Source organism: Amycolatopsis plumensis (assembly GCF_042652605.1).
In the GTDB taxonomy this organism is placed as follows: Bacteria; Actinomycetota; Actinomycetes; order Mycobacteriales; family Pseudonocardiaceae; genus Amycolatopsis; species Amycolatopsis plumensis.
The window spans coordinates 6,733,953-6,756,326 of the sequence record NZ_JBHSJY010000001.1 but is presented as its reverse complement, the minus strand read 5'-3'; the positions used below and the strand labels follow the sequence as shown (position 1 = coordinate 6,756,326).

At 72.3% G+C, this 22,374-nt stretch carries 20 protein-coding genes and 2 tRNA genes; 14 read left to right on the top strand and 8 right to left on the bottom strand.

Annotated elements, in window-relative coordinates; translation table 11 throughout:
- Positions 1 to 96 precede the first annotated feature (96 nt).
- Positions 97 to 1,092 carry a LacI family DNA-binding transcriptional regulator gene (locus ACFPLC_RS32775; protein WP_378206753.1) on the top strand — a complete coding sequence of 332 codons (996 nt, stop codon included), beginning with the start codon at positions 97 to 99 and terminating at the stop codon, positions 1,090 to 1,092.
- Positions 1,093 to 1,103: 11 nt separating this feature from the next.
- Here ACFPLC_RS32775 and ACFPLC_RS32770 read toward each other — a convergent pair whose 3' ends face one another.
- On the bottom strand, positions 1,104 to 1,715 hold the full coding sequence (locus tag ACFPLC_RS32770; RefSeq protein ID WP_378206756.1) for a hypothetical protein: 612 nt from the start codon (positions 1,713 to 1,715) through the stop codon (positions 1,104 to 1,106).
- Between the two features lie 158 nt (positions 1,716 to 1,873).
- Here ACFPLC_RS32770 and ACFPLC_RS32765 point away from each other — a divergent pair, with 158 nt between their 5' ends.
- Positions 1,874 to 3,082 (top strand): MFS transporter, encoded by a 1,209-nt coding sequence (locus ACFPLC_RS32765; protein ID WP_378206759.1) that lies wholly within the window; start codon positions 1,874 to 1,876, stop codon positions 3,080 to 3,082.
- A gap of 47 nt (positions 3,083 to 3,129) precedes the next feature.
- Here ACFPLC_RS32765 and ACFPLC_RS32760 read toward each other — a convergent pair whose 3' ends face one another.
- From ACFPLC_RS32760 to ACFPLC_RS32750, 3 genes are read right to left on the bottom strand one after another with little or no spacing between them, the layout of a single operon-like run.
- A complete protein-coding gene (locus ACFPLC_RS32760) occupies positions 3,130 to 4,020 on the bottom strand; it encodes an ROK family protein (RefSeq protein ID WP_378206762.1) in 891 nt (296 codons plus the stop codon).
- Complete coding sequence (locus ACFPLC_RS32755) at positions 4,017 to 6,833, bottom strand: glycosyl hydrolase 2 galactose-binding domain-containing protein (protein WP_378206765.1); 2,817 nt, start codon at positions 6,831 to 6,833, stop codon at positions 4,017 to 4,019. The genes ACFPLC_RS32760 and ACFPLC_RS32755 overlap by 4 nt, the downstream gene beginning before the upstream one ends.
- Positions 6,830 to 8,254 carry an APC family permease gene (locus ACFPLC_RS32750; RefSeq protein ID WP_378236004.1) on the bottom strand — a complete coding sequence of 475 codons (1,425 nt, stop codon included), beginning with the start codon at positions 8,252 to 8,254 and terminating at the stop codon, positions 6,830 to 6,832. The genes ACFPLC_RS32755 and ACFPLC_RS32750 overlap by 4 nt, the downstream gene beginning before the upstream one ends.
- A 137-nt stretch (positions 8,255 to 8,391) precedes the next feature.
- On the opposite strand from ACFPLC_RS32750, the gene ACFPLC_RS32745 reads away from it, so the two are divergent.
- The gene (locus tag ACFPLC_RS32745) at positions 8,392 to 9,564 is read left to right on the top strand and encodes an ROK family transcriptional regulator (protein ID WP_378202010.1); all 1,173 of its coding nucleotides are present in this window, start codon (positions 8,392 to 8,394) and stop codon (positions 9,562 to 9,564) included.
- A gap of 20 nt (positions 9,565 to 9,584) precedes the next feature.
- Here ACFPLC_RS32745 and ACFPLC_RS32740 read toward each other — a convergent pair whose 3' ends face one another.
- Positions 9,585 to 9,815, bottom strand: a complete 231-nt coding sequence (locus ACFPLC_RS32740; protein WP_378201757.1) for a hypothetical protein — start codon at positions 9,813 to 9,815, stop codon at positions 9,585 to 9,587.
- An 84-nt stretch (positions 9,816 to 9,899) separates the two neighbouring features.
- Here ACFPLC_RS32740 and ACFPLC_RS32735 point away from each other — a divergent pair, with 84 nt between their 5' ends.
- The 6 genes from ACFPLC_RS32735 (at position 9,900) to ACFPLC_RS32710 (ending at position 14,150) form a co-directional block, all read left to right on the top strand.
- A complete protein-coding gene (locus ACFPLC_RS32735; RefSeq protein ID WP_378201760.1) occupies positions 9,900 to 11,390 on the top strand; it encodes an MFS transporter in 1,491 nt (496 codons plus the stop codon).
- Positions 11,391 to 11,392: 2 nt separating this feature from the next.
- Complete coding sequence (locus tag ACFPLC_RS32730) at positions 11,393 to 11,950, top strand: TetR/AcrR family transcriptional regulator (protein ID WP_378201763.1); 558 nt, start codon at positions 11,393 to 11,395, stop codon at positions 11,948 to 11,950.
- A 149-nt stretch (positions 11,951 to 12,099) separates the two neighbouring features.
- The gene (locus ACFPLC_RS32725; RefSeq protein WP_378201766.1) at positions 12,100 to 12,654 is read left to right on the top strand and encodes a snapalysin family zinc-dependent metalloprotease; all 555 of its coding nucleotides are present in this window, start codon (positions 12,100 to 12,102) and stop codon (positions 12,652 to 12,654) included.
- Positions 12,655 to 12,767: 113 nt separating this feature from the next.
- Entirely contained in the window at positions 12,768 to 12,926 is a 159-nt protein-coding gene (locus ACFPLC_RS32720) for a CopG family transcriptional regulator (protein WP_378201769.1), read from the top strand.
- 1 nt (position 12,927) lies between these two features.
- On the top strand, positions 12,928 to 13,272 hold the full coding sequence (locus ACFPLC_RS32715) for a VOC family protein (RefSeq protein WP_378201772.1): 345 nt from the start codon (positions 12,928 to 12,930) through the stop codon (positions 13,270 to 13,272).
- Positions 13,273 to 13,274: 2 nt separating this feature from the next.
- Entirely contained in the window at positions 13,275 to 14,150 is an 876-nt protein-coding gene (locus ACFPLC_RS32710; protein ID WP_378202013.1) for a class I SAM-dependent methyltransferase, read from the top strand.
- Here ACFPLC_RS32710 and ACFPLC_RS32705 read toward each other — a convergent pair.
- Positions 14,104 to 14,712 carry a TetR/AcrR family transcriptional regulator gene (locus ACFPLC_RS32705; RefSeq protein ID WP_378201775.1) on the bottom strand — a complete coding sequence of 203 codons (609 nt, stop codon included), beginning with the start codon at positions 14,710 to 14,712 and terminating at the stop codon, positions 14,104 to 14,106. The genes ACFPLC_RS32710 and ACFPLC_RS32705 overlap by 47 nt on opposite strands.
- A gap of 138 nt (positions 14,713 to 14,850) precedes the next feature.
- Here ACFPLC_RS32705 and ACFPLC_RS32700 point away from each other — a divergent pair.
- From ACFPLC_RS32700 to ACFPLC_RS32690, 3 genes are all read left to right on the top strand, one after another.
- A tRNA-OTHER gene (locus tag ACFPLC_RS32700) sits at positions 14,851 to 14,920 on the top strand.
- Positions 14,921 to 14,929: 9 nt separating this feature from the next.
- Positions 14,930 to 15,002, top strand: a tRNA-Asn gene (locus tag ACFPLC_RS32695).
- A gap of 28 nt (positions 15,003 to 15,030) precedes the next feature.
- Positions 15,031 to 17,247: a hypothetical protein gene (locus ACFPLC_RS32690; RefSeq protein ID WP_378201778.1), complete on the top strand. Its 2,217-nt coding sequence runs from the start codon at positions 15,031 to 15,033 to the stop codon at positions 17,245 to 17,247.
- A gap of 81 nt (positions 17,248 to 17,328) precedes the next feature.
- Here ACFPLC_RS32690 and ACFPLC_RS32685 read toward each other — a convergent pair whose 3' ends face one another.
- Positions 17,329 to 18,780 carry an FAD-dependent oxidoreductase gene (locus tag ACFPLC_RS32685; protein ID WP_378201781.1) on the bottom strand — a complete coding sequence of 484 codons (1,452 nt, stop codon included), beginning with the start codon at positions 18,778 to 18,780 and terminating at the stop codon, positions 17,329 to 17,331.
- Between the two features lies 1 nt (position 18,781).
- Positions 18,782 to 19,684 carry an AurF N-oxygenase family protein gene (locus ACFPLC_RS32680; protein WP_378201784.1) on the bottom strand — a complete coding sequence of 301 codons (903 nt, stop codon included), beginning with the start codon at positions 19,682 to 19,684 and terminating at the stop codon, positions 18,782 to 18,784.
- A gap of 107 nt (positions 19,685 to 19,791) precedes the next feature.
- Between ACFPLC_RS32680 and ACFPLC_RS32675 the strand changes: the two genes are divergently transcribed.
- The gene (locus ACFPLC_RS32675; protein ID WP_378201787.1) at positions 19,792 to 21,336 is read left to right on the top strand and encodes an adenylate/guanylate cyclase domain-containing protein; all 1,545 of its coding nucleotides are present in this window, start codon (positions 19,792 to 19,794) and stop codon (positions 21,334 to 21,336) included.
- Positions 21,337 to 21,421: 85 nt separating this feature from the next.
- Complete coding sequence (locus ACFPLC_RS32670) at positions 21,422 to 22,369, top strand: alpha/beta fold hydrolase (RefSeq protein WP_378236003.1); 948 nt, start codon at positions 21,422 to 21,424, stop codon at positions 22,367 to 22,369.
- Positions 22,370 to 22,374 lie beyond the last annotated feature (5 nt).

Sequence of the window (22,374 nt, the reverse complement as noted above, 5' to 3'; positions counted from 1 at the left end):
CGGCTCCGGCGGGCGGCCGGGAGAACGGGGCCGCACCTGGGGTCTGAAACGTTTCAGATCGTGATAGGCTCACGCCTTCTCAGCGAGGGGGTCCGGTTGGTCGGCATCAAGGACGTCGCCAAGCGAGCAGGCGTCTCGATCGGCACGGTGTCCAATGTGGTCAACCGGCCGCACGTCGTCGCGGCCGCGACGCGGAGCCGGGTGCTTTCGGTGATCGAGGAGCTCGGGTACGTCCGGGACGAGTCCGCGCGGCAGCTGCGCGCCGGGCGCAGCCGGGTCATGGGGCTGCTCGTGCTCGACCTCGGGAACCCCTTCTTCGTCGACGTCGCCCGCGGGGCCGAACAGGCCGCGCACGCCGAGGGCCTCAACATCATCACCTGCAACAGCGGGCAGCGGTCCGAGCTCGAGGCGTCGTACCTGGCGATGTTCGCCGAGCAGCGGGTCCGCGGGGTGCTGCTGAGCCCGGTCGCGACCTCCGGCGAAGCGCTGCGGACGTTCCGGCGCACCGGCACGCCGTACGTCTTCGTCGACCGCAAGGCCCCGGCATCGGAGGCGAGCTCCGTGTCGGTCGACGACGTCGCCGGCGGGGCGCTCGGGGGACGGCACCTGCTGGAGACCGGGCACCGGCGGATCGCGTTCGTCAACGGCCCCGCCATCCTCACCCAGTGCCGCGACCGCGAGCAGGGGCTCCGCAACGCGCTGGCCGGCTCCGGCGCGGAACTGACCGTGCTGGAGGCGATCGGCCTCGACGTCTCCTCGGGCCGCGACGCCGGAGCGCGCCTGCTCGGCGCGAGCCCCCGGCCGACGGCGGTGTTCTGCGCGAACGACCTCCTCGCCCTGGGCGTGCTGCAGGCGATGGTCGGCGCGGGCGTCCGCGTCCCGGACGAGATGGCGATCGTCGGCTACGACGACATCGAGTTCGCGGGCGCGGCGGCGGTCCCGCTGACGTCGGTCCGCCAGCCGGCCCGCCGCCTCGGCCGCACGGCCGCGGAACTGCTGCTGGCCGAGACGTCGGACACGAAACCGGAACGGCGGGCGGTGGTTTTCACCCCGGAGCTGGTCGTCCGCGAGTCGACCCGGGTGCGCCGCTGACCCACCGCGGCTCAGGTAGTGGTGAAAACCCGGTAGTTCAGGACGATGTACCCGGTGTGGTCGTCGGCTCTCTTCACGTCGTTGCAGCCGACCCAGCCGACCTTGCCCTCGGAGGTTCGCACGCAGAACTGGCTTCCGGGGGTCATCGCAACGCCTCCGCCCGGAGCGGGTTTGTCGTTGGCCACGGCTTTGGGACAACCGGTACTCGCCGCGTCCTCACCGCCGGAGTAGTAGTACGCCGCCGATCGGTTGACCAGCACCGACTGGTCGCCGAAGTAGACGTCGACGTCCCCGTTCGGACCGCTGGTTTCGACCGCGCGGGCGTCGGCGGCGTCGATGTCGACGCCGGTCCCGGATTCGAGCCGCACCTGGGACGACACAGCGCTCGCCTGCGCCGCGCCGGGCGACGCCGGCGGGCTCCCGCGGCCGGGCACAGTGGTCGTGACGGTCACCGTCCGGGTCGGCGCGGCGGCCACCCCCTGGTCGTTGCCGACCTTGTAGGCCGCGAACACCCCGGCGATCAAGGCGGCGATGACCGTGGCAAGGGCGGTGATCAGCGTTCCGCGGCGGTTGATGCGCGCCGCCTGGACCGTGGGGTCGACCGGCTTTCGGTTGCTTCGCAACTTCTTCCCTTCGAGGTAAGGCCGCCGCACCGGGCGAGCCACGGGTGAGGAGTCTCGGATTCGCTCCGGAGCGTTACGACGGCCGCTTCGGAACTTCTCTCCATCACCGGCCGGTAAATCGGTTGGTGTTCACGAGTCCCTTCGGCAAGCTCGGGCTCATGGCGTCCAGGTGGGTGCGGCTGCAGGCCGTCGCGGTGTCCGGTTCGTCCGCCGAAGGCCTGCTGCTGGCCGCGATCCCCTTGCTGGCCGTCTCCGTCACCACCGATCCGCGCGAAGTCTCGCTGATCAACGTCGTCGGGGAGGCTCCCTGGCTGCTGTTGTCCCTGTTCGCCGGGGTGCTCATCGACCGGGTGCGCCGGACCACCGTGCTGGCCTGGGCCTACGCCGTGCTCGCCGGGGCCGCCGTGGTGCTCGCCGCCGTGGCTTCGGCCGAGGTGCTCAGCCTGCCCGTGCTGCTGGTCGTCGCCTTCGTGATCACCTCGGCGCGGGTGCTCGGGGACGGCGCCAGCGGCGCTCTCGTCCCCGAAGTGGTCGGTCCCGGGCGGCTCGCCCACGCCAACGCGCGGCTCACCGTGATCGACCAGGGCGTCGTGCGGTTCGTCGTGCCGCCGGTGACCGGGTTCCTGATCGCGGTGAGCGGCGGCGCGCCCGCCTGGCTGGCCGTGGCCTGCGCGCTGGCCGCGCTCCTGCTGGCCCGCCGGATTCCCGCGCAATCCGTCGTGGCGGCGACGACGCACCCGCTGCGGGACCTCTCCGGTGGGCTGCGGCACCTGGTGCGGACGCCGCTGCTGCGGTCGATCACGATGAACGTCGCCCTCGGCTCGTTCGCCGCGAGCGCCGGCAACGCGATGTTCGTCCTCTACGCGACGCAGGTGCTGCACGTCGGCCCGGTCGGCTACGGCCTGCTGCTCGCCTGCCTCGCCGTCGGCTGGGTCGCGTCGTCGTTCGTCGTGCAGAAGGTCGTGGACCGGCTCGGCTACTCGTGGTCGATGCGGTTCTCGCAGGGCTTCGGTGCCGTGGTGACGCTGCTGATCGCCCTCGTCCCGCCGTGGCCGCCGCTGGTGGGCGTCGTGCTGATCTCGCTGACGGCGACCGTGCTGATCTGGAACGTCTGCTCCCAGTCCAGCCGCCAGCGCTTCACGCCGGCGCCGCTGCTGGGCCGGGTGCTCACCAGCCACCGCGCGCTGGCCTGGGGCCTGACGCCGCTGGGCGCGCTGGCCGGCGGCCTGGTCGCGGCGCACTGGGGCCTGCGCGCGGTCTGGGTGATGGCCGCGGGCGTCCAAGCGGTCAGCGCGGTCCTCGTGTGGTTCCAGCTCTCCCCCGCGGCTTTCCGGCGGACCGAAGAACTCGCCGCGGCCGGAGCCTGAAACCGGGTGGCGTGCCGGGTCGGGGCACCGGCACACCACCCGGACGGCTAACCGCCCAGTGCCAGCGCCACCGCGCCCAGCAGCGCCGCGTCCTGGTCGAAGCGGGCCGCCACCAGCTGCGGCGGGAACGGCACCGCGTGCGCGAGCCGGTCCGCCAGCGCCGGCAGCAGCACGTCCGCCGAGCGCACGAGCCCGCCGCCGACCGCGATGCGCTGCGGGTCCAGGGCGATGGCCAGGTTGGCCACGTGCATCGACAGCTCGTCGAGCGCGGCCGTCACCAGCTCCTTGGCCTCGACGTTCTCCTTGGCCAGCGCGAACAGCTCCCCGGCGGTGACCGGGCGGCCGAGCAATTCACTCGCCCGGCCGCCCAGCCCACGCCCACCGACGGCTTCCTCGAGCGGCGCCGCTCCGCTCGCGAAACCCTCGGTGTCCTGCGGCGAGAGCAGGTTGTACCCGATCTCGCCGGCAGCTCCGTTGGCGCCGGTCAGCACCCGGCCGCCGACCAGCACCGCCGCCGCGATGCCGGTGCCCAGTGACAGGAACACCGCCGGGTCGGCCCCGGCCAGCGTGCCCCAGCGCCACTCCGCCAGCGCCGCCGCCTTCGCGTCCGTGCCGACCGAAATCGCCACGCCGGGGAACTCCGCGGCCACCAGCTCCGCCAGCCGCAGCTGTTCCCACCCCGGCACGTTCGGCGCGAGCAGGATACGGTCCGGCAGCACGATCCCCGGGCTGACGACGCCGATGCAGGCGGCCGTCGCGCCCTCGTCGGCCAGGAGGGCCCTGGCCGCGGCGAGCGCGCGCACCACCACCTGCTCGGCACCCGCGTGCGCGTCGGTGTCCAGCCGGCGGGTCGCCAGCAGGGTGCCGTCGCGATCGGCGAGCCCCAGCGCCACCTTCGTGCCGCCGAAGTCGATCCCGAGAATCCGGTCCTCGCTCACGCGTGCGCCCCTCCAGTCCCCCGCACCACGACCCGGCCGGTGTTGAACCCGTCGACGCTGATCACCGGGGCCGCACCGCGCAGGTCGGCGGCCCGGTAGGTGACGGTCAGCGTCTGCGACTGGCCCGGCCACAGCGTGATGTCGTTGTCGTCCCAGGTCGCGTTCGCGAGCTGGTTGTCCCCCGGCGCCTCGCGCCCGTCCGGCGTGCCGCGGCGGACGTCGGCCCGCAGGAAGAACGCCGCCCCCGGCGTCTTCGAGGTGTTGGTGACCGTCACCGTGGTGACCAGGTCCCCGCCCCGCGCACAAGTCGACGCCACCGCGCTGACCTGCGATTTCGGCAGGTTCTGCAGGGCCTGCAGGTTGCTGTACTGCGAGAGCGTCGCCTGCGGGTTCCCGAGGGTCTTGGCCCAGTCGACGACGTCCTTCTGCGTCGAGAGCCAGTAGACGTTCCGGTCGACGACCTTACCGCCCTGCTTCACCTGCAGCTCCACGAAGTAGACCTGCGCGGGCGCCGGTGCCTTCGTCTCGGCGGGCACCTTCGGCTTCAGGACGCCCGTGCGCACGCCCTGCGACCCCAGGGAGATCCCGGCGGCGGTCTGGTCGTCCAGGACTTTGCCCGCGGTGTCGAGCACCCGGGCCTGCACGGAAACCCCGGACTGCGTTGTCCCACCGAGGTTGTCGAGGGTGACGGACCCGTTGTCGTAGCCGTAGATCGCGTGCAGCGGCTTGTTCGCCTTCTGGGCGCCGAAGTACGCGCCCGCCTGGTCGCCGTCGTCGTTGTAGAGCGACCACAGCAGCGTCGGCCAGCCCTTGTTCAGCTGCCAGTACACGACACCGGTCGAGGGGTTGGCCTTGTCCGTCGAGTGGTGCAGGAACGCCTCGAACTGCGAGCGGGTGTTCTCGTAGTTCGCGATGTTCGCCAGGTCCACATAGGACTTCAGGGACGTCCACTTCCCGTACCGCTGCAGGATCGACTGGTCGAGCGTGTACAGCGTGCCGAACGCGTACCCGCCGTGGCCCGGCTCGAAGTTCGCGTGGTACTGGTTGTACGCCGGGTCCTGCCACAGCTTCGCCTGCTCGGCGGGCGAGAGGAACCGCTTGATCGAGTCGAGCGTCGGCACGGTGTGCCCGGCGCTCTGCTCGCTCGCGAAGCCCCACGCGCCCCCCGCGTTCGTGCGGGAGGAGTCCTCGGGATCGAAGTGCGAGCTGTCGTACCAGTAGGACGGCGGCACCCAGTCGTACGGGCCTTCCTTTTCCCCGGACTGGCCGAGTGTCGGCGTGCTCTTGTACTCGGCCGAGGCGATCACCGGAACCTGGAAGTCGGCTTCGGCGAACGCCTTCAGCGTCTCGGACTCCTGGCGCGGCACCGGCTCGTTGTCGCTCCAGCCGTAGTTGAAGACGCTCGGGTGGTTCCGTTCCCGCTGCGCGATGGTGTACGCCGAGTCGTGCATGATCCGGTAGTCGCGCTCGGTCAGCGTCGAGGCGTCCTCCGGCTGCCAGGCGTCACAGCACAGGAACCCGCCGATCACCAGCAGGCCGGCCCGGTCGGCCTGGTCGTAGAAGTCCTGCGGCATGTCGTGGCCTTCGAGGCGGACGCCGGACAGCCCGAGGTTCTTGATCAGCGCGATCTGGTGCGCGGTGTCGCCCTTGTCGTAGCGCAGGAACAGGTCCGGGGCGAACCCGCCGCCGCGGAACACGAAGTCCTTGCCGTTGATGGTGAACTGCCGCGCGCCTTCGGGCAGCGGCGCGGACTTGCCGACCAGGCGCGAGGTCACCGTGCGGATGCCGAAGGTGCTCCTCGACGACGTCGACAGTACGCCGTCCTGCGAGACCGCGGTGGTCAGCGTGTACAGCGGCTGGTCGCCCATCGAGTACGGCCACCACACCTTCGGGTGGGCGATCCCGACCGGCGCGAACACGACCGTCCGCTTGGTGTTCGCCGGGATCGTGACGCGTTGCTTGACGACGACCGGCGCGCCGCCCGAGGGCGGGGTGACCGTCGCGGCGACGTCCCCGGTCTGCGCGCTGGCCGCGTTGTTCGTGACGTCGAGCTTCACGGTCAGCTTCGAGCTGGACAGGTCGGGCGCGTTGTCCTGGACGACGTGGGCGTTGTCGCCGGTCAGGGCGTCGGACACCTGCAGGGTGGGCGGGAACTGGAGGCCGGTGTTGTTGTCCGGCGGGATCTGGCCCCAGTCGACCTGGTCAAGCGTGTACATCTTCGTCGGGTCGTTGGGGTAGACCTTGATCGCCAAGGTGTTGCGGCCCGGCTTCACCAGCTTCGTGACGTCGAAGGTGTGCCCGGCGAACGCGCCGCTCACCACGTCCGTCGTGGCGACGAGCGTGCCGTTCACCCAGACGTCGCCCTCCCCGACGATGCCCGGGATGGTCAGCTTCGCGTTCTGCCCCGGCCGGATGTCCGGCGCGAAGTCGGTGCGGTACCACCACGGGTCGGAGAACGGCTTGGTCACCACCGGCCCGAGCTTGTCGACGTACCCGAAGCACTTGCGCATGTTGTCGGAGTAGAAGACGTCCGGGCACCGGCCGTTCTGGACCAGGGCGTTGATCTCGGTGCCGGGCGCGCCGGCGTCGTCCGGCTTCACCGGCAGCCAGCCGCGGGTGGCGTACCCGGGCGTGGAGACCTTGTCGCCGCCGTCCTTGACGCTCGCCGTGGTGAGGACCTGCCAGCCCTGCAGGCCGATCGTGGTGAACCCGTGCGGTTTCGCGAGGTCCTGCTGCGCGGACGCCGGCGCGGCCACGCTCAGCACGCCGGGCACGAGCAGCAGCGCGGCGAGCACCGCGAGCTTCCGGGTCATGCCTGAACCCCTTCCGGTTCGGTGGCGAAAGCTTCCTTGATTTCCTTGGGCCCGAACGGCCAGGTGCGCTCGGCCTTGGCGTAGACGAGGTAGGCGACCGCGCCGATGACGATCCAGCCCAGCGACAAGCCGATGGACAGCCAGTCGGCGGAGACGTAGATGTAGACCCAGCCGATGCCCGCGATGATCGTCGGCACCGGGAAGAGCCACTGCCGGTACGGCCGTTTCAGGTTCGGCTGCCGGAAGCGGAGCACGACGATCGCGGCGACCTGGGCCAGCGACTGGATGATGACCAGGGTCGCCACCGCCGCGTTGATCACCGTGGTCAGGGTGAACAGCGAGCCGAGAATCGTGATGGCGCCCATGGTGAGCACGCCCGCGGTCGGCAGGTGCAGCTTCGGGTGCAGCTTGCCGAACACCGGGAGGAACACCTTGTCGCGCGCGGCTTCGAACGGCACACGGGAGCCGCCGAGCAGGCCGGCGAACACCGACCCGATGGCGGCGATGACGATCAGCACGGTGATGGTCTTGGCGACCCCGGTGCCCCACACCTGTTCCAGCACCGACGACGCGACCGACTTCGCGTCCTTCAGTTGGTCGAGGGGGATCGAGCCGAGCACGCCGACCTGCAGCAGGAAGTACAGGCCCATGATGCCGAGGATGGAGAAGATGATCGAGCGGGGCAGCGTGCGACCCGGGCTGCGCACTTCGCCGCCGAGGTAGGCGGAGGTGTTGTAGCCGAGGTAGTCGTAGATGGCGATGATCAGGCCGGCGCCGAGGCCGCCCCAGAACGTCCCGTCGCCGGAGGAGCTGAACGCGCCCGGGGTGAAGGCGAACGCCTGGGCCGCGCTGAAGTGGGAGAACGCCGCGACGATCGTCGTCAGCACCGCGGCGAGCATGATGACGAACAGGACCGTGGTGAGCTTCGAGATCTGGCCGATCTTGCGGAACAGCGCCAGGATGATCACCAGCGTGATGCCGACACCGATGATCTTGCCCAGCGGGGTCGTGCCCGCGTCGTCGGTGACGCCGGGGATCAGGTAGCCGAGGTACTGGACGAGCCCGATGATGCCGGTCGACATGATCAGCGGGATGAACAGCACCGCGCTCCAGACGAACAGGAACGGCATCAGCCGTCCGGTGCGGTACTGGAACGCTTCGCGCAGGTAGAGGTACGTGCCGCCGGCGCCCGGCATGGCGGCGCCGAGTTCGGCCCAGATGAGCCCGTCGGCCAGCGCGACGATCGCCCCGATGATCCAGCCGAACATCGCCTGCGGGCCGCCCATGGTGGCGACCATGGCGGGGATCGTGACGAACGGGCCGATCCCGCACATCTGGGTCATGTTGATCGCGGTGGCCTGCAGCGGACCGATCTTGCGCTCCAGCGCGGGCGGTTCCCCGGATCGAGTGGGTGAACTCACGACGTGCCTCCGACTAGTAGTTAGTAAAGTTTCTTAACATAGAACGCTCGAGGCCGGAAGGCTTCCGCGGATAAACTTGCGGTCACTCAGGAGGACGCGTGGGACGAAACGGGCCGCAGGTCGGAACTCCGGCGCACATGCGGGCGCTGAACCAGCGCCTGGTCCTGGACCGGCTGCGCGTGCACGGCGAAGCGACGCGACCCCGGATCGCCGCCGACACCGGGTTGTCGAAACCCACGGTGGGCCAGGCCCTGCTCGACCTGGAGCAGCACGGACTGGTCCGGACCACCGGGCGCAGCCTGGCCGGCCCGGGCCGCGCGGCGGTCGTCTACCAGGCCGCGCCGGACGCCGGGCACGTCGTCGGCGTCGACATCGGGCGCCGCGCGATCCGGATCGCCGTCGCCGATCTCGAGGGCAGCATCGTCGCGCGGCTCGACGAGCCCAACCGGTGCCGGTCGGCGAGCGCCTTGGTGCGCACGGTCGGCGAATCCGTCGAACGCGCGGTGTCCTCGGCCGGGCTGAGCCCGCACGAGGTCGTCTCGACGGTGGTCGGCACCCCCGGCGTCCCCGACCCGGCGACCGGCACGGTGCACCGCGCCCCCAACCTGCCGGGCTGGGAACGGCGCGGGGTGCTGCACGAGCTCGTCGCGGCGCTGGCCGTCGCGGGTTCGGACGTGGTGGTGGAGAACGACGCGAACCTGTGCGCGGTGGGCGAGCACGCGCTCGGCGCGGCGCTGGGTGTGGACGTGCTGGTCTGCCTGACGGTCGGCACCGGGATCGGGATGGGCCTGCTGGTGGACGGCGAGCTGTTCCGCGGCGCGCACGGCGCGGCGGGCGAGATCGCGGACCTGCCCTTCGGCGTCCGGCCGTCGGGCGCGGGTGCGCGCCGCCCCGGGCCGGTGGAGACGGCGGCGGCGGGCCAGGCGGTGGTGGCCGCGGCCCGGGCCCGGGGGCTGGCGAAAGCGCGGTCGGCGAAGGACGTGTTCCGCCTGGCCCGCGCGGGCGACGAGGTGGCGCTCGGCGTGGTCGAGGAGGAGGCGGAGAAGCTAGCGTACGTCGTCGCTTCGGTCACGGCGGTCCTGGACCCGCGCCTGATCGTGCTGGGCGGTGGCATCGGCGGCAACACGGACCTGCTGGCCGGGCCGATGCGCCGGGCACTGGCCGCGACGACGCCGGTGGTCCCGGAGATCGTGGCCGGCCAGCTGGGCGAGGACGCGGTCCTGGCGGGAGCCATCGCGACGGCGCTGGGGACGGCGCGTGAGCTCGTGTTCGACCGCCGCGGCCTGAGCCGCGCCGCCGTCGACGCCTGAGGGACGGCGTCCACACCGGACTAGTCGGACGGCCCGCGCAGGGTGAGCACCACCCGCAGCACGTACTCCACCGCCGTCGGGAACGCCGCCCCGCGCAGTTCCCCGCGGTCGGCGAGGTTGCGGGCGGCGAACTCCAGCTCCCGCTCGGGCCCGCCGCGCCGGACGACGAGCCCGGCGATCTCCTCGAAGTCGAGCTCGGGGTGGTCCAGGCGCGTCAAGGCGAACTCGATCATCAGGTCCTCGGCCGTCACGTTCGCCTCCTTCTTCTTCCGCCAGCGTACCCGTGAGCCGTCTCACCAGGCTTACTGTACCGTCCAGACGGTATAGTAACTCGCATGACCTCCACCCTGCCGACCTCCGCCGGGCTCCTGAGCCCCCGTCGCCGCTGGGCCGCGCTGGGCGTCCTCGTCGGCGCCGTGCTGCTGCTCGCGGTCGACGGCACCGTGCTCTACCTGGCCGTGCCGTCCCTGACCCGCGAACTCGCGCCGACCGCCACCGAAATCCTGTGGATCGGGGACGTCTACTCCCTCGCGCTGGCCGGGTTACTCGTCACGGCCGGGAACCTCGCCGACCGGTTCGGGCGCAAGAAGGTGCTGCTCATCGGGACCGCGGCGTTCGGGCTCGCCTCCGCGCTGGCCGCCTTCTCCCCCACCGCCGGCGTGCTCGTCGTCGCCCGGCTGCTGCTCGGGATCGCCGGCGCGACGATCATGCCGTCGACGTTGTCGCTCATCCGGACGCTGTTCGCTGACCCGCGCGAGCGCACCCGCGCCATCGCGATCTGGTCGGCCGGGTCCGGCGGGGGCATCGCGCTGGGCCCGCTGGTCGGCGGGGCGCTGCTCGAGCACTACTGGTGGGGCTCGGTGTTCCTGATCAACGTGCCGATCGTGGTCGTCTTCCTCATCGCGGGCGCGTGGCTGCTGCCGGAGTCGCGCGACCCAAACCCGGGGCGGTTCGACCTGCTCTCGGCCGGGCTCTCGCTGGCTGCGGTCGTGCCGCTGGTCTACGCGGTCAAGCACGCGGTCAGCGCGGGGCCCGACGTCCAGGTGGGCGTGGCAGCGGTGCTCGGGCTGGTGTCCGGCGTCCTGTTCCTCCGCCGTCAGCGGCGGGCGGCGGCGCCCTTGATCGACGTCACGCTGTTCCGCAACGGCGCTTTCAGCGGCGCGGTCCTGGCCAACTTCATCGCGGTCTTCGCGCTGATGGGGCTGCTGTTCTTCTTCTCGCAGTACTTGCAGCTCGTCCGCGGCTTCTCGCCGTTGCAGGCGGGGTTCGCGGAGATGCCCGCGACGCTCGCCTCGATCGCCGTCGTGGCCGCGGTCGGCGTGGTCGCCGGGCGGCTCGGCCGGGGCCGGGCCGTGGCGGCTGGCCTCGCCGTCGCCGCGCTGGGCCTCGCGCTGGTCTCGGTCGCCGAACGGGCGCCGCAGTACTGGTGGCTGGGCTTGACGCTCGTGCCGGTCGGACTCGGCGTCGGGCTGGCGCTGACGCTGACCGTCGATTCGGTGCTGTCGGCCGTCCCGCGGGACAAAGCCGGCTCGGCGTCGGCGATCTCCGAGACGGCGTACGAACTCGGGGCGGCGCTGGGCATCGCGATCCTCGGCTCGGTGGTGAACCTGGTCTACCGCGCGTTCCTGCCGGCGGGCCCGGTCCCCGGCGAAGTCCGCGACTCCCTGGCCGCAGCCGCGAGCGTGCTGGCCCCGGACTCCGAACTCGCCCGCGCGGCACGGGAAGCGTTCACCGGCGCCATGCAGGTGACGTCCCTCGCGGCGGCCGCCGTCACCGCCGTCGCCGCGGCGATCGCCTGGCGTACCATTCCGTCCGGAAAGGACTGACGATGCCTCGCAAGGCCGGGCGCAGCCCGGAGGAAACGCGCCGCGCGCTGCTCGACGCCGCCGCGACGGTCATCCGCACCCGCGGGGTGTCGGCGTCCCTCGACGACATCGCCCGGGCGGCCGGCGTGTCGAAAGGCGGGCTGCTGTACCACTTCCCCGCCAAGGACGCGCTGGTGCGCACGCTCGCCCAGGACCTGCTCGACACGTTCCGCACCGAGGTGCAGGCCGCACTCGACCCGGCCGACACCGCCCCGGGCCGGCTGACGCGCGCGTACGTCCGGGCGTCACTGGACACCTCCTACGACGAGGTGGCGGTCCGCGAGACGATCGCCCTGATCGCCCAGCTGATCTCGATCCCCGAGATCGCCGACCTGGCCCGCGCGGACGCGCAGAGGTGGGACCGCGAACTCCGCGAAGACGGCCTCTCGGCCGACGTCGTCACCCTGGTGATCGCCGCGGCGGACGGCGCCAGCACGGCACCCCTGTGGGGTGCGGGCATCGACGTGGCGGCGGCGCGGAAGCTGGAGCAGCAGCTCCTCGCCCTGACCCGGACCGCCTGACCGGCCGCTGTCAACCCGACTTCAGTACTGGGAAATCACCACTTCCCGAGCCCTACGTTAGTCGGCTCCGGTAAAGGTGTCTTGGCGGTAAATTCTCGACAGCGCGCGCAATTCCGGCAAATCCCCGTCCCCCCACGAGGAGTCTTCCGATGTCGAGGAAGTTCGCCCTGGCCGGCGCCGTCGCGCTTGCCTTGACCGTGACCCCGCTCGCCGCGGGCACCGCGTCGGCCGCCACCGAGCAGCAAGCCGCCGTCACCACGGTCTACTACAGCACCTCCAGCGCACCGTCGTTCCGCTCGGTGATCAACGCCGGTGCCGCCAACTGGAACAACAGCGTCACCAACGTCCGGCTCGTGGAGCGCAACTCCGGTGGCGCGAGCCTGCGCTACACCGAGGGCAACGACCCCCGCGGCTCCTACGCCTCCACCAACGGGCACGGCAGCGGCACCATCTTCATCGACTACACCCAGGCCCGCCAGTACAACCCGACCCGCATCGCGGCGCACGAGACCGGGCACGCCCTCGGGCTGCCCGACCACTACTCGGGTCCGTGCTCCGAGCTGATGTCGGGTGGCGGCCCCGGCCCGTCCTGCACCAACGCTTTCCCGAACTCGACCGAGCGCGCCCGGGTCAACCAGCTGTGGGCCAACGGGCTCGTCGCGGCCAACGCCGAGCGGGTCTACGAAACCGTCTACGGCTACTGAGTACGTGAGTTGTGGCCCGGGCCCGGCGCCCGGGCCACAACCCTGTCCGGGTCGATCTCGGTGATCGTGCCCGGACCGGTGCGCCTAGCTTGCTAGCATGCTAGCCTCTCCGTGTGGGCGATGAAGACGTGAAGCAGTTCAACGTGTACCTGCCGATCGGGTTGATCCGGCAGGTCAAGCACCGGGCCGTCGAGACCGAGCAGTCACTTTCGGCGCTCGTCGCCGCCGCGCTGCGCGCCTATCTCGCCACCGATCCCGAAGAGGAGCACTGACATGACGACCGAGGGCATCGAGGCGATGTACCTGGAGACGCACAACTGGGGCAAGGCGGCCAAGTTCTTCCAGGCCCTGGGGTACGAAATCGACTTCGCGACCGACCACAACTCCGGGCAGCTGCGCAACGGCGACGGCCCGTGGCTTTTCATCGCCGAGGTCCCCGAGAGCCAGCAGCCGCGGACGCAGATCGTGTTCAAGGTTCCGGACGCCGACAAGTTCGAGGCCGACGACGTCGTCGAAGTCGTCACCCCGTTCGAGGAAACCCATTACGGCACCAGGGAAATGACCGTCCGCGACCCCGACGGGCGGACGTGGACGCTGTCGGCGCCGGGGAAGGCCTGACAGTGGCCGCGCCGGACAGCACGGCGGTGCGCACCGCGTTGTGGCGGGCCCTGCACGTCGCCGTCGATCCGCCGCCGCACGTCTTCGCCGACGAGCTCGGCCTGCGGCTGGCCGGCCCGGGCGCGGGCTGGCGGCAGCGCGACGACATGGACCCGGCCACCGCCGGCCGCTACCGGGCCGGCATGGTGGCCCGGGCCCGGTTCGTCGAGGACCTGGTCGCCGAGCAGGCCGGCCGGGGTGTCGGCCAGTACGTGATCCTCGGGGCCGGGCTGGACACCTTCGCCCAGCGGCGCCCGGAAATCGCGTCCCGCCTGCGCGTGTTCGAAGTGGACCAGCCGGGCCCGCAGGCCTGGAAACGCGCGCGGCTGGCCGAACTCGGCCTCGGGGTGCCGGACTGGCTGCACTTCGTGCCGGTCGACTTCGAGACGACGCCGTGGTGGGACCGGCTCGCCGCCGCGGGCTTCGCCCCGGACGAACCGGCGGTCGTGGCGTCCACCGGCGTCAGCATGTACCTGTCGAAGGAGGCGAACGCGGCCACGCTGCGCCGGATCGCCGGGTTCGCCCCCGGCACCACGCTGGCGATGACGTTCATGCTGCCGGCCGGCCTCCTCGACGAGGGCGAGCGCGCCCGCCACCTGGCCACCGCACGCCGTGCGGAGGCGGCGGGGACACCGTTCGTCAGTTCCTTCTCCCCCGCGGAAATGCTGGCGATGGCCCGTGAAGCCGGGTTCCGGGACGCGGTGCACGTCTCGGGCGCCGAGCTGGATGCGCGGTACTTCGCGGACCGCGCCGACGGGCTCCGCGTCGTGCGGGGCGAGGAGTTCCTCGTCGCTACGGCCGGGGCTGCTGCCCGAGGTACGCACGCAGCATCGTCTTGACCGGCTCCAGGAGTTCCGGGGAGCCGTCGCCGCGGAACGCCTCCTGGATCACGGCATCGGCGGCGAGGAACGCCGTGCGGCACGCCACGGCGGCCTCGTAGTCGTCGTACAGCAGGTGCTGCGCGACGAGGATCCGGTGCACGCCGGTGGCCATCACGCGCTTGTGCGCGAGGTCGGCTTCCCGGGTTCCGTCGGTGAGGCCGCGGCCGAACCACAGCGCGCGGAACCCGGGTTCGGCGCGGTAGAGCCCGGCGAAAGCGTCGACGAGCAGGCCGACCGGATCGGTCCACTCCTCCCGGGCCGCCTGCTCGGCGAAGGAGTCCATCAGCTCTTCCAGGCGGGCGAGGTAGAGCTCCCCCAGCGCCTCGGCGATGGCGTCGCGATCCGGCAGGTACTGGTACAGGGCGCCCACCGAGACGCCGGCCTCGGCGGCCACGCGGGTCGTCGTCAGCGCTTCGACGCCTTCTTCGCCGAGCAGGCGATCGGCGGCCGCGAGCACCTTGGCGACCTTCTCGCGCGACCGTGCCTGGCGCGGCACCCGGCGCAGCCGGCTCTCGGTCATCCGCTCCCCAACCTGAATCTGACTTTGATTCAGATTAATCGTAACCCCGGACGGCGACCCCGGCGAGCCCGGCGACGGCCCGGAAAGTCGGTCGCCCCGCGCCCCCACCGCGGCTTACCCTTCCGGTGCGGGGAATCGCATGGAGTGGATCAGCGGCAGATCGCCCGGCTCGGACCGGGGGGCGCGGGTTCGAGTCCCGCCTCCATGTCTCCCGCAGCTTGGAGTAGTTCAGCAGGCAGAACACCCGGCTGTTCTCCGGGAAGGCGCAGGTTCGATTCCTGCCTCCAAGTCTCGGTTTTTTCCTCAGGGGGAGTCCACATGGCACAGGAGGCGTCACCCGGTTACGCCTACGGGCAGCTGGAACGCGCGCTGCGCACCGCTTCGTCCACAACGGACACCGCGGTCCGCCGCCGCGCCCACGCCAAGGCCGCGCGGTGGCGGGCGGTGCTCGCCGGCATGGCCGGCGGGACACTGGACATCGGCTCGCGGACCCCGGTGGCGGGCACCCCGGCCTGGGTGACCCTCGAAGTCGCGCACGGCGGGTTCGCCACCGGCCGGTACCTCGCCGAAGTTCCGGTGCGGCCGGAGGAACTCGCCGCCGTGCCGAGCGAAACTCCGGGCACCACCGACCGCGAGCGCGTCAACCTCGGGTACCTCACCGACGCCGGGCTCGCCGTCCTGCGCGCGGCACTGGCCACCGAGGCCTACCGGGTGGAGGTCCCGGAGGACGCCGCGCTCCCGGTGGTCGCGTGGCTGCTCGACCACGGGCACGCCGAGGCCGCCCTCGACCTGGTCGCCGAGCTGCGGCCGCTGCTGCACCGGCTGCGCCTGGCCCCGCTGCCCGGCGCGGCACCGCGGCCGTCGGGCGCGCTGGTGCGGCTGGCCACGGTCGGCGAGGTGCGCGAGACGCTGCGGTCGGCGACGACCCGGCCCGCGATCGCGGCGATGCTGGAGACGCTGCGCGTGTGGCACCCGCTGTACGACCGGCTGGTCGCCCTCTGGGCGGAAACGGTCGAGGGCGACCTGCCGCGGCTGACCGAGGACGGCGTCACCGGTGGCTGGCCGTGCCGGACCTGGCCCGAGGGGTGGGGGTCGCGGCGGGCGCAGTGGCTCGCGGACTACGCGACGGCGTGCGCGCGGCACCGGGCCTCGACCGCCCACCGGCAGCCGAAGGGCAACTTCGCGCGGCTGTACCGGGCACTGACGCTCTGCCGGTTCGCGAGCGCGCGGCTCACCGGGCGCGACGTCGGCTGGATCCGCCGGGCGCTGGCCAACACGATCACCAAGCACGGCGAGCCGGGTTCGGAACGGCGGGCGGCCCTGCGGGCGGCGCAGGCCGCGGTGGCCGCGCGCCCGACGCACGCCGAACTCGCGGCCGTCCTGGCCGGGCGGCTCGACGCCTACCCCGGCGACGGCGGCCTCCCGGCGCTCGACCCGGTCGTCGAGGCGGACGCCGTCCCGCCGCACCTGGTCGCGAAGGTGGCGCGCGCGCTGGAGGCGCCGGTCGAGGAGCTGGTCGCGCGGGGCGTGATCCCCTCGGGCGACGTCCTGGCGGCGGTGCTGCCGCAGATCACCGCGCAGCTGATGGCGGCGAACGTCGAGGACGAGCGGCTGGCGGCGCTCTACGCGCAGACGTACGCGGCCTTCCGCCGTCGCCGCGGGCTGCTGCTGCTCGACCTCGAGCACCAGGTCCGGCTCGAAGAGCTGCCGTGGATCCGCGCCCTGGAGCCGTTCCGGGCCCGGCGTCCCGACGTCGCGAGGGCCGCGCGGCAGACGCTGACGCAGACGGTGCTGCTGGCGCTCGGCTCGTTCCCGCAGGCGATCCTGCCGAACCCGCTGGTGCGCGAGCTCGGCGCGCTGGCGAAGCAGGCGGGGCTGCCGATGCCGCTGCTGGAGGAACTGGCGGCCGACATCTTCGTGGGCACGTTCACCGGGAAGTGGCGCACGGCGGCGGCCGCGACCAGCCGCATCATGGCGGGCACGCTGTACGCCCGCTACTACGACCTGCCGGACGAGTGGCCGGCCCCACCGCGCAGGCTGCTGCGCCGCACGGCGGACGACTTCGCGGCGGTCTGCGAGGCCCGCGCCGGACGGCGACGGCGGTCGGTGGCGGGCAACGGGATGGTGATCGAGCAGAGCCAGATCCTCACGACGCACAACCTGGCGGTGTTGACGGAGACGCTGGAGCTGCGGTCGCGCCTGGGTCTCGAGCCGGCGGCGCAGGTCTTCACGTGGGTGGTGCGCCGCCTGGCGGGACAGCGCTCGTGGAACCGGCAGCTGCTCAAGAACATCGCGTACGCGTGGCGGCAGGCGATCTTCTTCCTGAGCTTCTGTACGGAGGAGGAGCAGCGGGCGGCCGTGGCGCGGCTGGACGAGCTGGTGGCGCAGGCGGGGTTGCGGGATCGGTTCGGCCCGGCGGTGACCGGCTTGGCCGCGGTCGTGTCGGGCGCGCGGTTTTCCCCGGACGGCACGCTGCCGGACGGCCCGGGACGGCGGCTGCTGGGCTGGACGACCGGCCCGCACTGGTGCCGCTAGCCCGCTCCCTCCCACGTCATGAATGACTCATTCCTGGCATCCGACGCCAGGAATGAGTCATTCACTGCATCCGGCAACCGTTCAGGCGCGGCCGAACAGCTTCGCTTTCCGCCGCGCCGGAAGCCGCCCGGCCACCGCGTCCTCCAGGAGTGATCCGACCGTTTCCCTCGCGCACGCCTTGTTCGCGCCGATCCCGCCCGACGGCCCGCGCTTGATCCAGCCCGCCACGTACACGCCCGGCCGCCCCGGCACCCGGCCCGCCGTGTTGGGCACGATCCCCGCCTCGTCGTCGAACGGAAGGCCCGGCACCGGCGCCCCGCGGAACCCCGCCGCCCGGATCACGCGGCCCGCCGGGATCTCGGCGCCGTCCGACGTCCGCACGGCGCGGACCTCCGTGTCACCCTCGAACGCCACCGGCGCCGAGTGGAACCGCAGCACGATCCGGCGGCCCTCCGGCGACGGCGGCGAAGACCAGTCCACCCGCTCCCGCGGCACGCCCCGCAGCCACGCTGCCTTCTCCCCCGGCGCCGCGCCGTCGATCGCCGCCGCCACGCGCGCGTCCTCGTCCACCACCAAGCCGCCCCGCGCGGCCAGGGCCAGCAACTCCGGACGCGTGTACGCGGCCGTCTCCGGGCCGCGGCGGGCCAGCAGCACCACCTCGCGGACCTTCGACGACCGCAACCGCGCCAGCGCGTCCGGCGCGATCGACGTGCTCGACGGCGCGTCCGGGTCGGCGGTGAGGATCCGGGCGATGTCCAGGGCCACGTTGCCCGCGCCCACCACGACGACCCGCTCGGTGGACAGGTCCGGCGGCGTCACCTCCGGGTGGCCGTTGTACCAGCCGACCACCGTCGCGGCCGGCCAGCTGCCGGGCAGGTCCTCGCCCGGGATGCCGAGGCGCCGGGGCTCCGTCGCCCCGACCGCGTAGATCACCGCGTCGTGGCGATCCGCCAGGTCGGGGCCGGCCGTGACGCCGAGCCGCAGGCGCAGCCGCGGGTGGTCGTGGAACCGCGCGAACGTCTCGCCGATCTTCTTCGTCGACGGGTGATCCGGCGCGACGCCGTAGCGGATCAGGCCGCCGGCCACCGGCAGGCGGTCGATCAGCGTCACGCGGGCGTTCGTGTGCAGCAGCAGGTCCTCCACCGCGTACATCCCCGCCGGGCCGGTCCCGACGACCGCGACGTCCAGCGGCGCGAAGTCGCTCGGCAGCACCCGCGCGAACGACGGCGGAGACCACCGGTGGAAGTTCGGCGCGGCCGAAACCTCGGCCAGCACGTCCCGGCCCGCGTAGTACTCCGCGTTGATCTCCTCGTACGCCCGCAGCGGCCCGGTCAGCTCCCCGGCCGGGAAGATCGCGTCCACCGGGCAGGCGTCGGCGCAGGCACCGCAGTCGATGCAGGTGTCCGGGTCGATGTAGAGCAGGTCCGTGGTCCCGAAGGCGGGCTCGTCCGGCGTCGGGTGGATGCAGTTGACCGGGCACACCGACACGCAGGACGCGTCGGTGCAGCAGGTCTGCGTGATCGCGAAGGCCATGTCAGATCAGGTTCGCTCGTTTGTAGAACCACAGCGACGGCTTGGTCAGCAGGCCGGCCGAGTGCAGGAACTCCATCAGCCCGGAACAGCTCGAGCGCAGCATCGACTTGTGGTGCTCGTTCGCCTTCGCCTCGCGCCGCGCCCGCTTGCCGTCGAGCCCCGCGTTCTCGTAGACCTTGCCGTTCACCATGCTCGTCACGATGAAGTACGACGCGATCGCGACGACCAGGCCGTTGATCTGCCGCCGCAGCCACCCGGCGCCGCGCAGCCGCTCGCGGGTCTCCTCGCGGGCGAACTTCATGTGCCGCGACTCCTCCACGACGTGGATATTGTTGATGGTGCGCACGAACGGGACCACCCGCTCGTCGCGCATCCAGTCGCGCTGCATGACGTCGAGGACCTCTTCGGCCACGAGGATCGCCGCGTAGGCGGCTTCGCCGGTCGCGGTGGCCTTGAAGACGCGACCCAGCTCGACGACGAACCGGCGCGGCCGGTAGGCGGGCGCCCGCAGCTTCGCCGCGCCGCGGGCGAACATGATCGAGTGGCGGCACTCGTCGGCGATCTCGGTCAGCGCCCACTGGAACGCCGGATCGGTGGGGTCCTTGGCGTAGAAGTCGCGCAGGACCATCTGCTGCAGGATCATTTCGAACCAGATCCCGGTGCTGGCCACCGACGCCGCCTCCTGGCGGGTCAGCTCGCGCTGCTGCTCCGGCGTCATGTCCGCCCAGTAGGAGGTGCCGTACAGCGTGCTCCACTCCGGGCTGGCGCCGTGGTAATCGGTGTCCAGCGGCGTTTCCCAGTCGACCTCCTTGACCGGGTCGTAGGACAGCTGCTCCGACGAGTCGAGCAGCCGCCGCGCCACGGTCTCCCGGTCCGACACGCCCGATTCGCTGATGCTCGTCACGACCGACCTCCTCGTCAGGTGTTACCCAAGTTCACTGTTACCAACCGTAACACATACTTGCGGTACCCGCCTCCGGTCTTTTCAGTGAACGACCGTACACTCAAATCGTGACCTCAGGACGCTCCCCCGCGGAGCCGTTCGGCTCCGGCCTGCTCGGGCCGCTCGACCAGCACGCCACCGCGTTGCGCCGGCGTGTCCAACGCCTGCTCACGGCCGCTTTGATCGCCACGAACGTAATCGGCGCGCTGATCGTGGCCGGCCTCGCGGCCCTGCTCATGCCGGCGCCCGGGATGTCCGGCGAGCTCGTCCGCGTCACCACGGTCGCAGTACCCGTGTACGTCGTGTCGGCGGTCGTCGCCGGCACGCTGTGGGGCACCCGCGGCGCCCTCCGGACGCTGCGCTGGGCGTCCGACGGACGCCGGCCGACCGACGCCGAACGCGCCGCGAGCCTGGCTGTCCCGATGCGGCTGACGCGCATGCAAGCCGTGTTGTGGGGTGTTGCGACGCTCGTCTTCGGCGGCCTCGCCGCGGTGCTGCAGCCGTCGGTCGCGCTCACCGCGTTCCTCGTCGTCGCCTTCGCCGCGGTCGTCGTCTGCGCGATCGCCTACCTGTTCGGCGAATTCGCCCTGCGGCCGTACGCGGCACTGGCGCTGACGGGCACCACGCCGCCGCGGCCGGTCAACGGCGGGGTCAACCGGCGGATGCTGCTGTTCTGGTGCCTCGGGACCGGGGTGCCGGTGGCCGGGCTGGTGGTCACCGCGGCGCTGGCCTGGGTGCGCGGCGACGTCTCCACCACGAAGCTCGCCGTGTCGGTGATCGCGCTCGGGCTGGTCGTGCTGTGCTTCGGGCTGCTGGTCACCGTGTTCACCGCCCGCTCGGTGGTGAACCCGATCTCCTCGGTCCGCCACGCGCTCGGGCGCGTCCGCGCCGGGGACTTCAGCGTCGAAATCCCGGTTTACGACGGCACCGAACTGGGGTTGCTGCAGGCCGGGTTCAACGACATGACGGCGGGACTCGCCGAACGCGAACGGCTGCGCGACCTGTTCGGCAAACACGTCGGTCACGAAGTCGCGGTCGAGGCCATGCGCACCCCGGCCGAGCTGGGCGGCACGGTCCGCACGGTCTCGGTGCTGTTCGTCGACCTCGTCGGGTCGACGGCGCTGGCCGCGAGCCGCCCGCCGGAGGAGGTCGTCGGGCTGCTCAACCGGTTCTTCGCGGTGGTGGTCGACGAGGTCGACCGGCACCACGGCCTGGTCAACAAGTTCGTCGGCGACGCCGCGCTCGCCGTCTTCGGCGCCCCCGCGCCGCTGGGCGACCACGCCAGCTGCGCACTGGCCGCCGGCCGCGCGATCGCCCGCCGGCTGGCCGCCGAGGTGCCGGACGGCCCGGCCGGGATCGGGGTGGCCACCGGGGACGCGGTGGCCGGGAACGTCGGCGACCCGCGCCGCTTCGAATACACGGTGATCGGCGACCCGGTCAACGAAGCCGCCCGCCTGACCGAGCTGGCCAAGAACGCTCCCGGCCGCCTGCTCGCCTCCTGGACGGCGGTCCAGGCCGCGGCCGAGCCGGAAGCCGCGCGGTGGACGGCGACCGGAGACGTCACCCTGCGCGGGCGCACCCGGCCGACGACACTCGCCTCGCCGAGCGCCTGAGAACCCTGTCACAGCACCGGTTCGGTGATCTGCGGAAACGACGCCGGCGGGCGGCCTCCCCCGGCGTCCTGCCGTACGGTCCGGAGTGGACACCGGCGAACAGGGGAAGCGAATGCTCACGCACCGGACCGTCGAGGTCGGCGGGCTCCGCATGCAGATCGCCGAGCAGGGCAGCGGCCCGCTCGTGCTGCTGCTGCACGGCTGGCCGGAGACGGCGCACTCGTGGCGGCACCAGCTGGGTCCGCTGGCCGGCGCGGGCTACCACGTCGTGGCGCCCGACCAGCGCGGGTACGGCGGCACCGACTGCCCCGCGGACGCGAGCCAGTACACGCTCCTGCACCTCGTCGGCGACGTCGTCGGGCTGATCCACGCGCTCGGCGAGCGGGAGGCGATCGTGGTGGGCCACGACTGGGGCGCGCCCGTCGCGTGGCACACCGCGCTGCTGCGTCCCGACGTGGTCCGCGGCGTCGCCGGCCTCAGCGTGCCGCCGGCCCTCCGTGCCCCCGCGCCGCCGCTGAGCCTGCTGCGCGAGCGGTTCGGCGACGGCTTCTACCAGAACTACTTCCAGCGCCCCGGCGTCGCCGAGGCCGAGTTCGGCGCCGACCTGCGCACGACGTTCCGCAAGCTGCTCGGCGGGGCCGCGGAAGCCCCGGTCGTGCGGGACGGCGAGGGCTTCCTCGACCGCTTCACCGAGCCGGCCACGCTGCCGGCCTGGCTGAGCGAGGACGACGTCGACGCGGCCGTCGAGGCGTTCGGCCGCTCCGGATTCACCGGCGGGCTCAACTGGTACCGCAACATCGACCGCAACTGGGAGCTCCTGGCCGCGTGGCGCGACACGCCGATCACCCGGCCGGCCTTCTACCTGTGCGGCGACGGCGACCTCACTCGCGCGTTCACCGACAGCAGCCGCATCGCCCGGGCCGCGACCGACCTGCGTGGTGTCGTCGACGTCCCGGACGCCGGGCACTGGGTCCAGATGGAACGCCCGGCCGAGGTGACCGCGGCACTGCTGGGGTTCTTCGAGCAGCTCTGAGCGCC

Coding starts and splice junctions, on each gene's coding strand:
- ACFPLC_RS32765 (WP_378206759.1), top strand. CDS start 1,874: ATGGCGTCCAGGTGGGTGCGGCTGCAGGCCGTCGCGGTGTCCGGTTCG.
- ACFPLC_RS32755 (WP_378206765.1), bottom strand. CDS start 6,833: ATGACCCGGAAGCTCGCGGTGCTCGCCGCGCTGCTGCTCGTGCCCGGC.
- ACFPLC_RS32745 (WP_378202010.1), top strand. CDS start 8,392: ATGCGGGCGCTGAACCAGCGCCTGGTCCTGGACCGGCTGCGCGTGCAC.
- ACFPLC_RS32735 (WP_378201760.1), top strand. CDS start 9,900: ATGACCTCCACCCTGCCGACCTCCGCCGGGCTCCTGAGCCCCCGTCGC.
- ACFPLC_RS32730 (WP_378201763.1), top strand. CDS start 11,393: ATGCCTCGCAAGGCCGGGCGCAGCCCGGAGGAAACGCGCCGCGCGCTG.
- ACFPLC_RS32725 (WP_378201766.1), top strand. CDS start 12,100: ATGTCGAGGAAGTTCGCCCTGGCCGGCGCCGTCGCGCTTGCCTTGACC.
- ACFPLC_RS32715 (WP_378201772.1), top strand. CDS start 12,928: ATGACGACCGAGGGCATCGAGGCGATGTACCTGGAGACGCACAACTGG.
- ACFPLC_RS32705 (WP_378201775.1), bottom strand. CDS start 14,712: ATGACCGAGAGCCGGCTGCGCCGGGTGCCGCGCCAGGCACGGTCGCGC.
- ACFPLC_RS32690 (WP_378201778.1), top strand. CDS start 15,031: ATGGCACAGGAGGCGTCACCCGGTTACGCCTACGGGCAGCTGGAACGC.
- ACFPLC_RS32685 (WP_378201781.1), bottom strand. CDS start 18,780: ATGGCCTTCGCGATCACGCAGACCTGCTGCACCGACGCGTCCTGCGTG.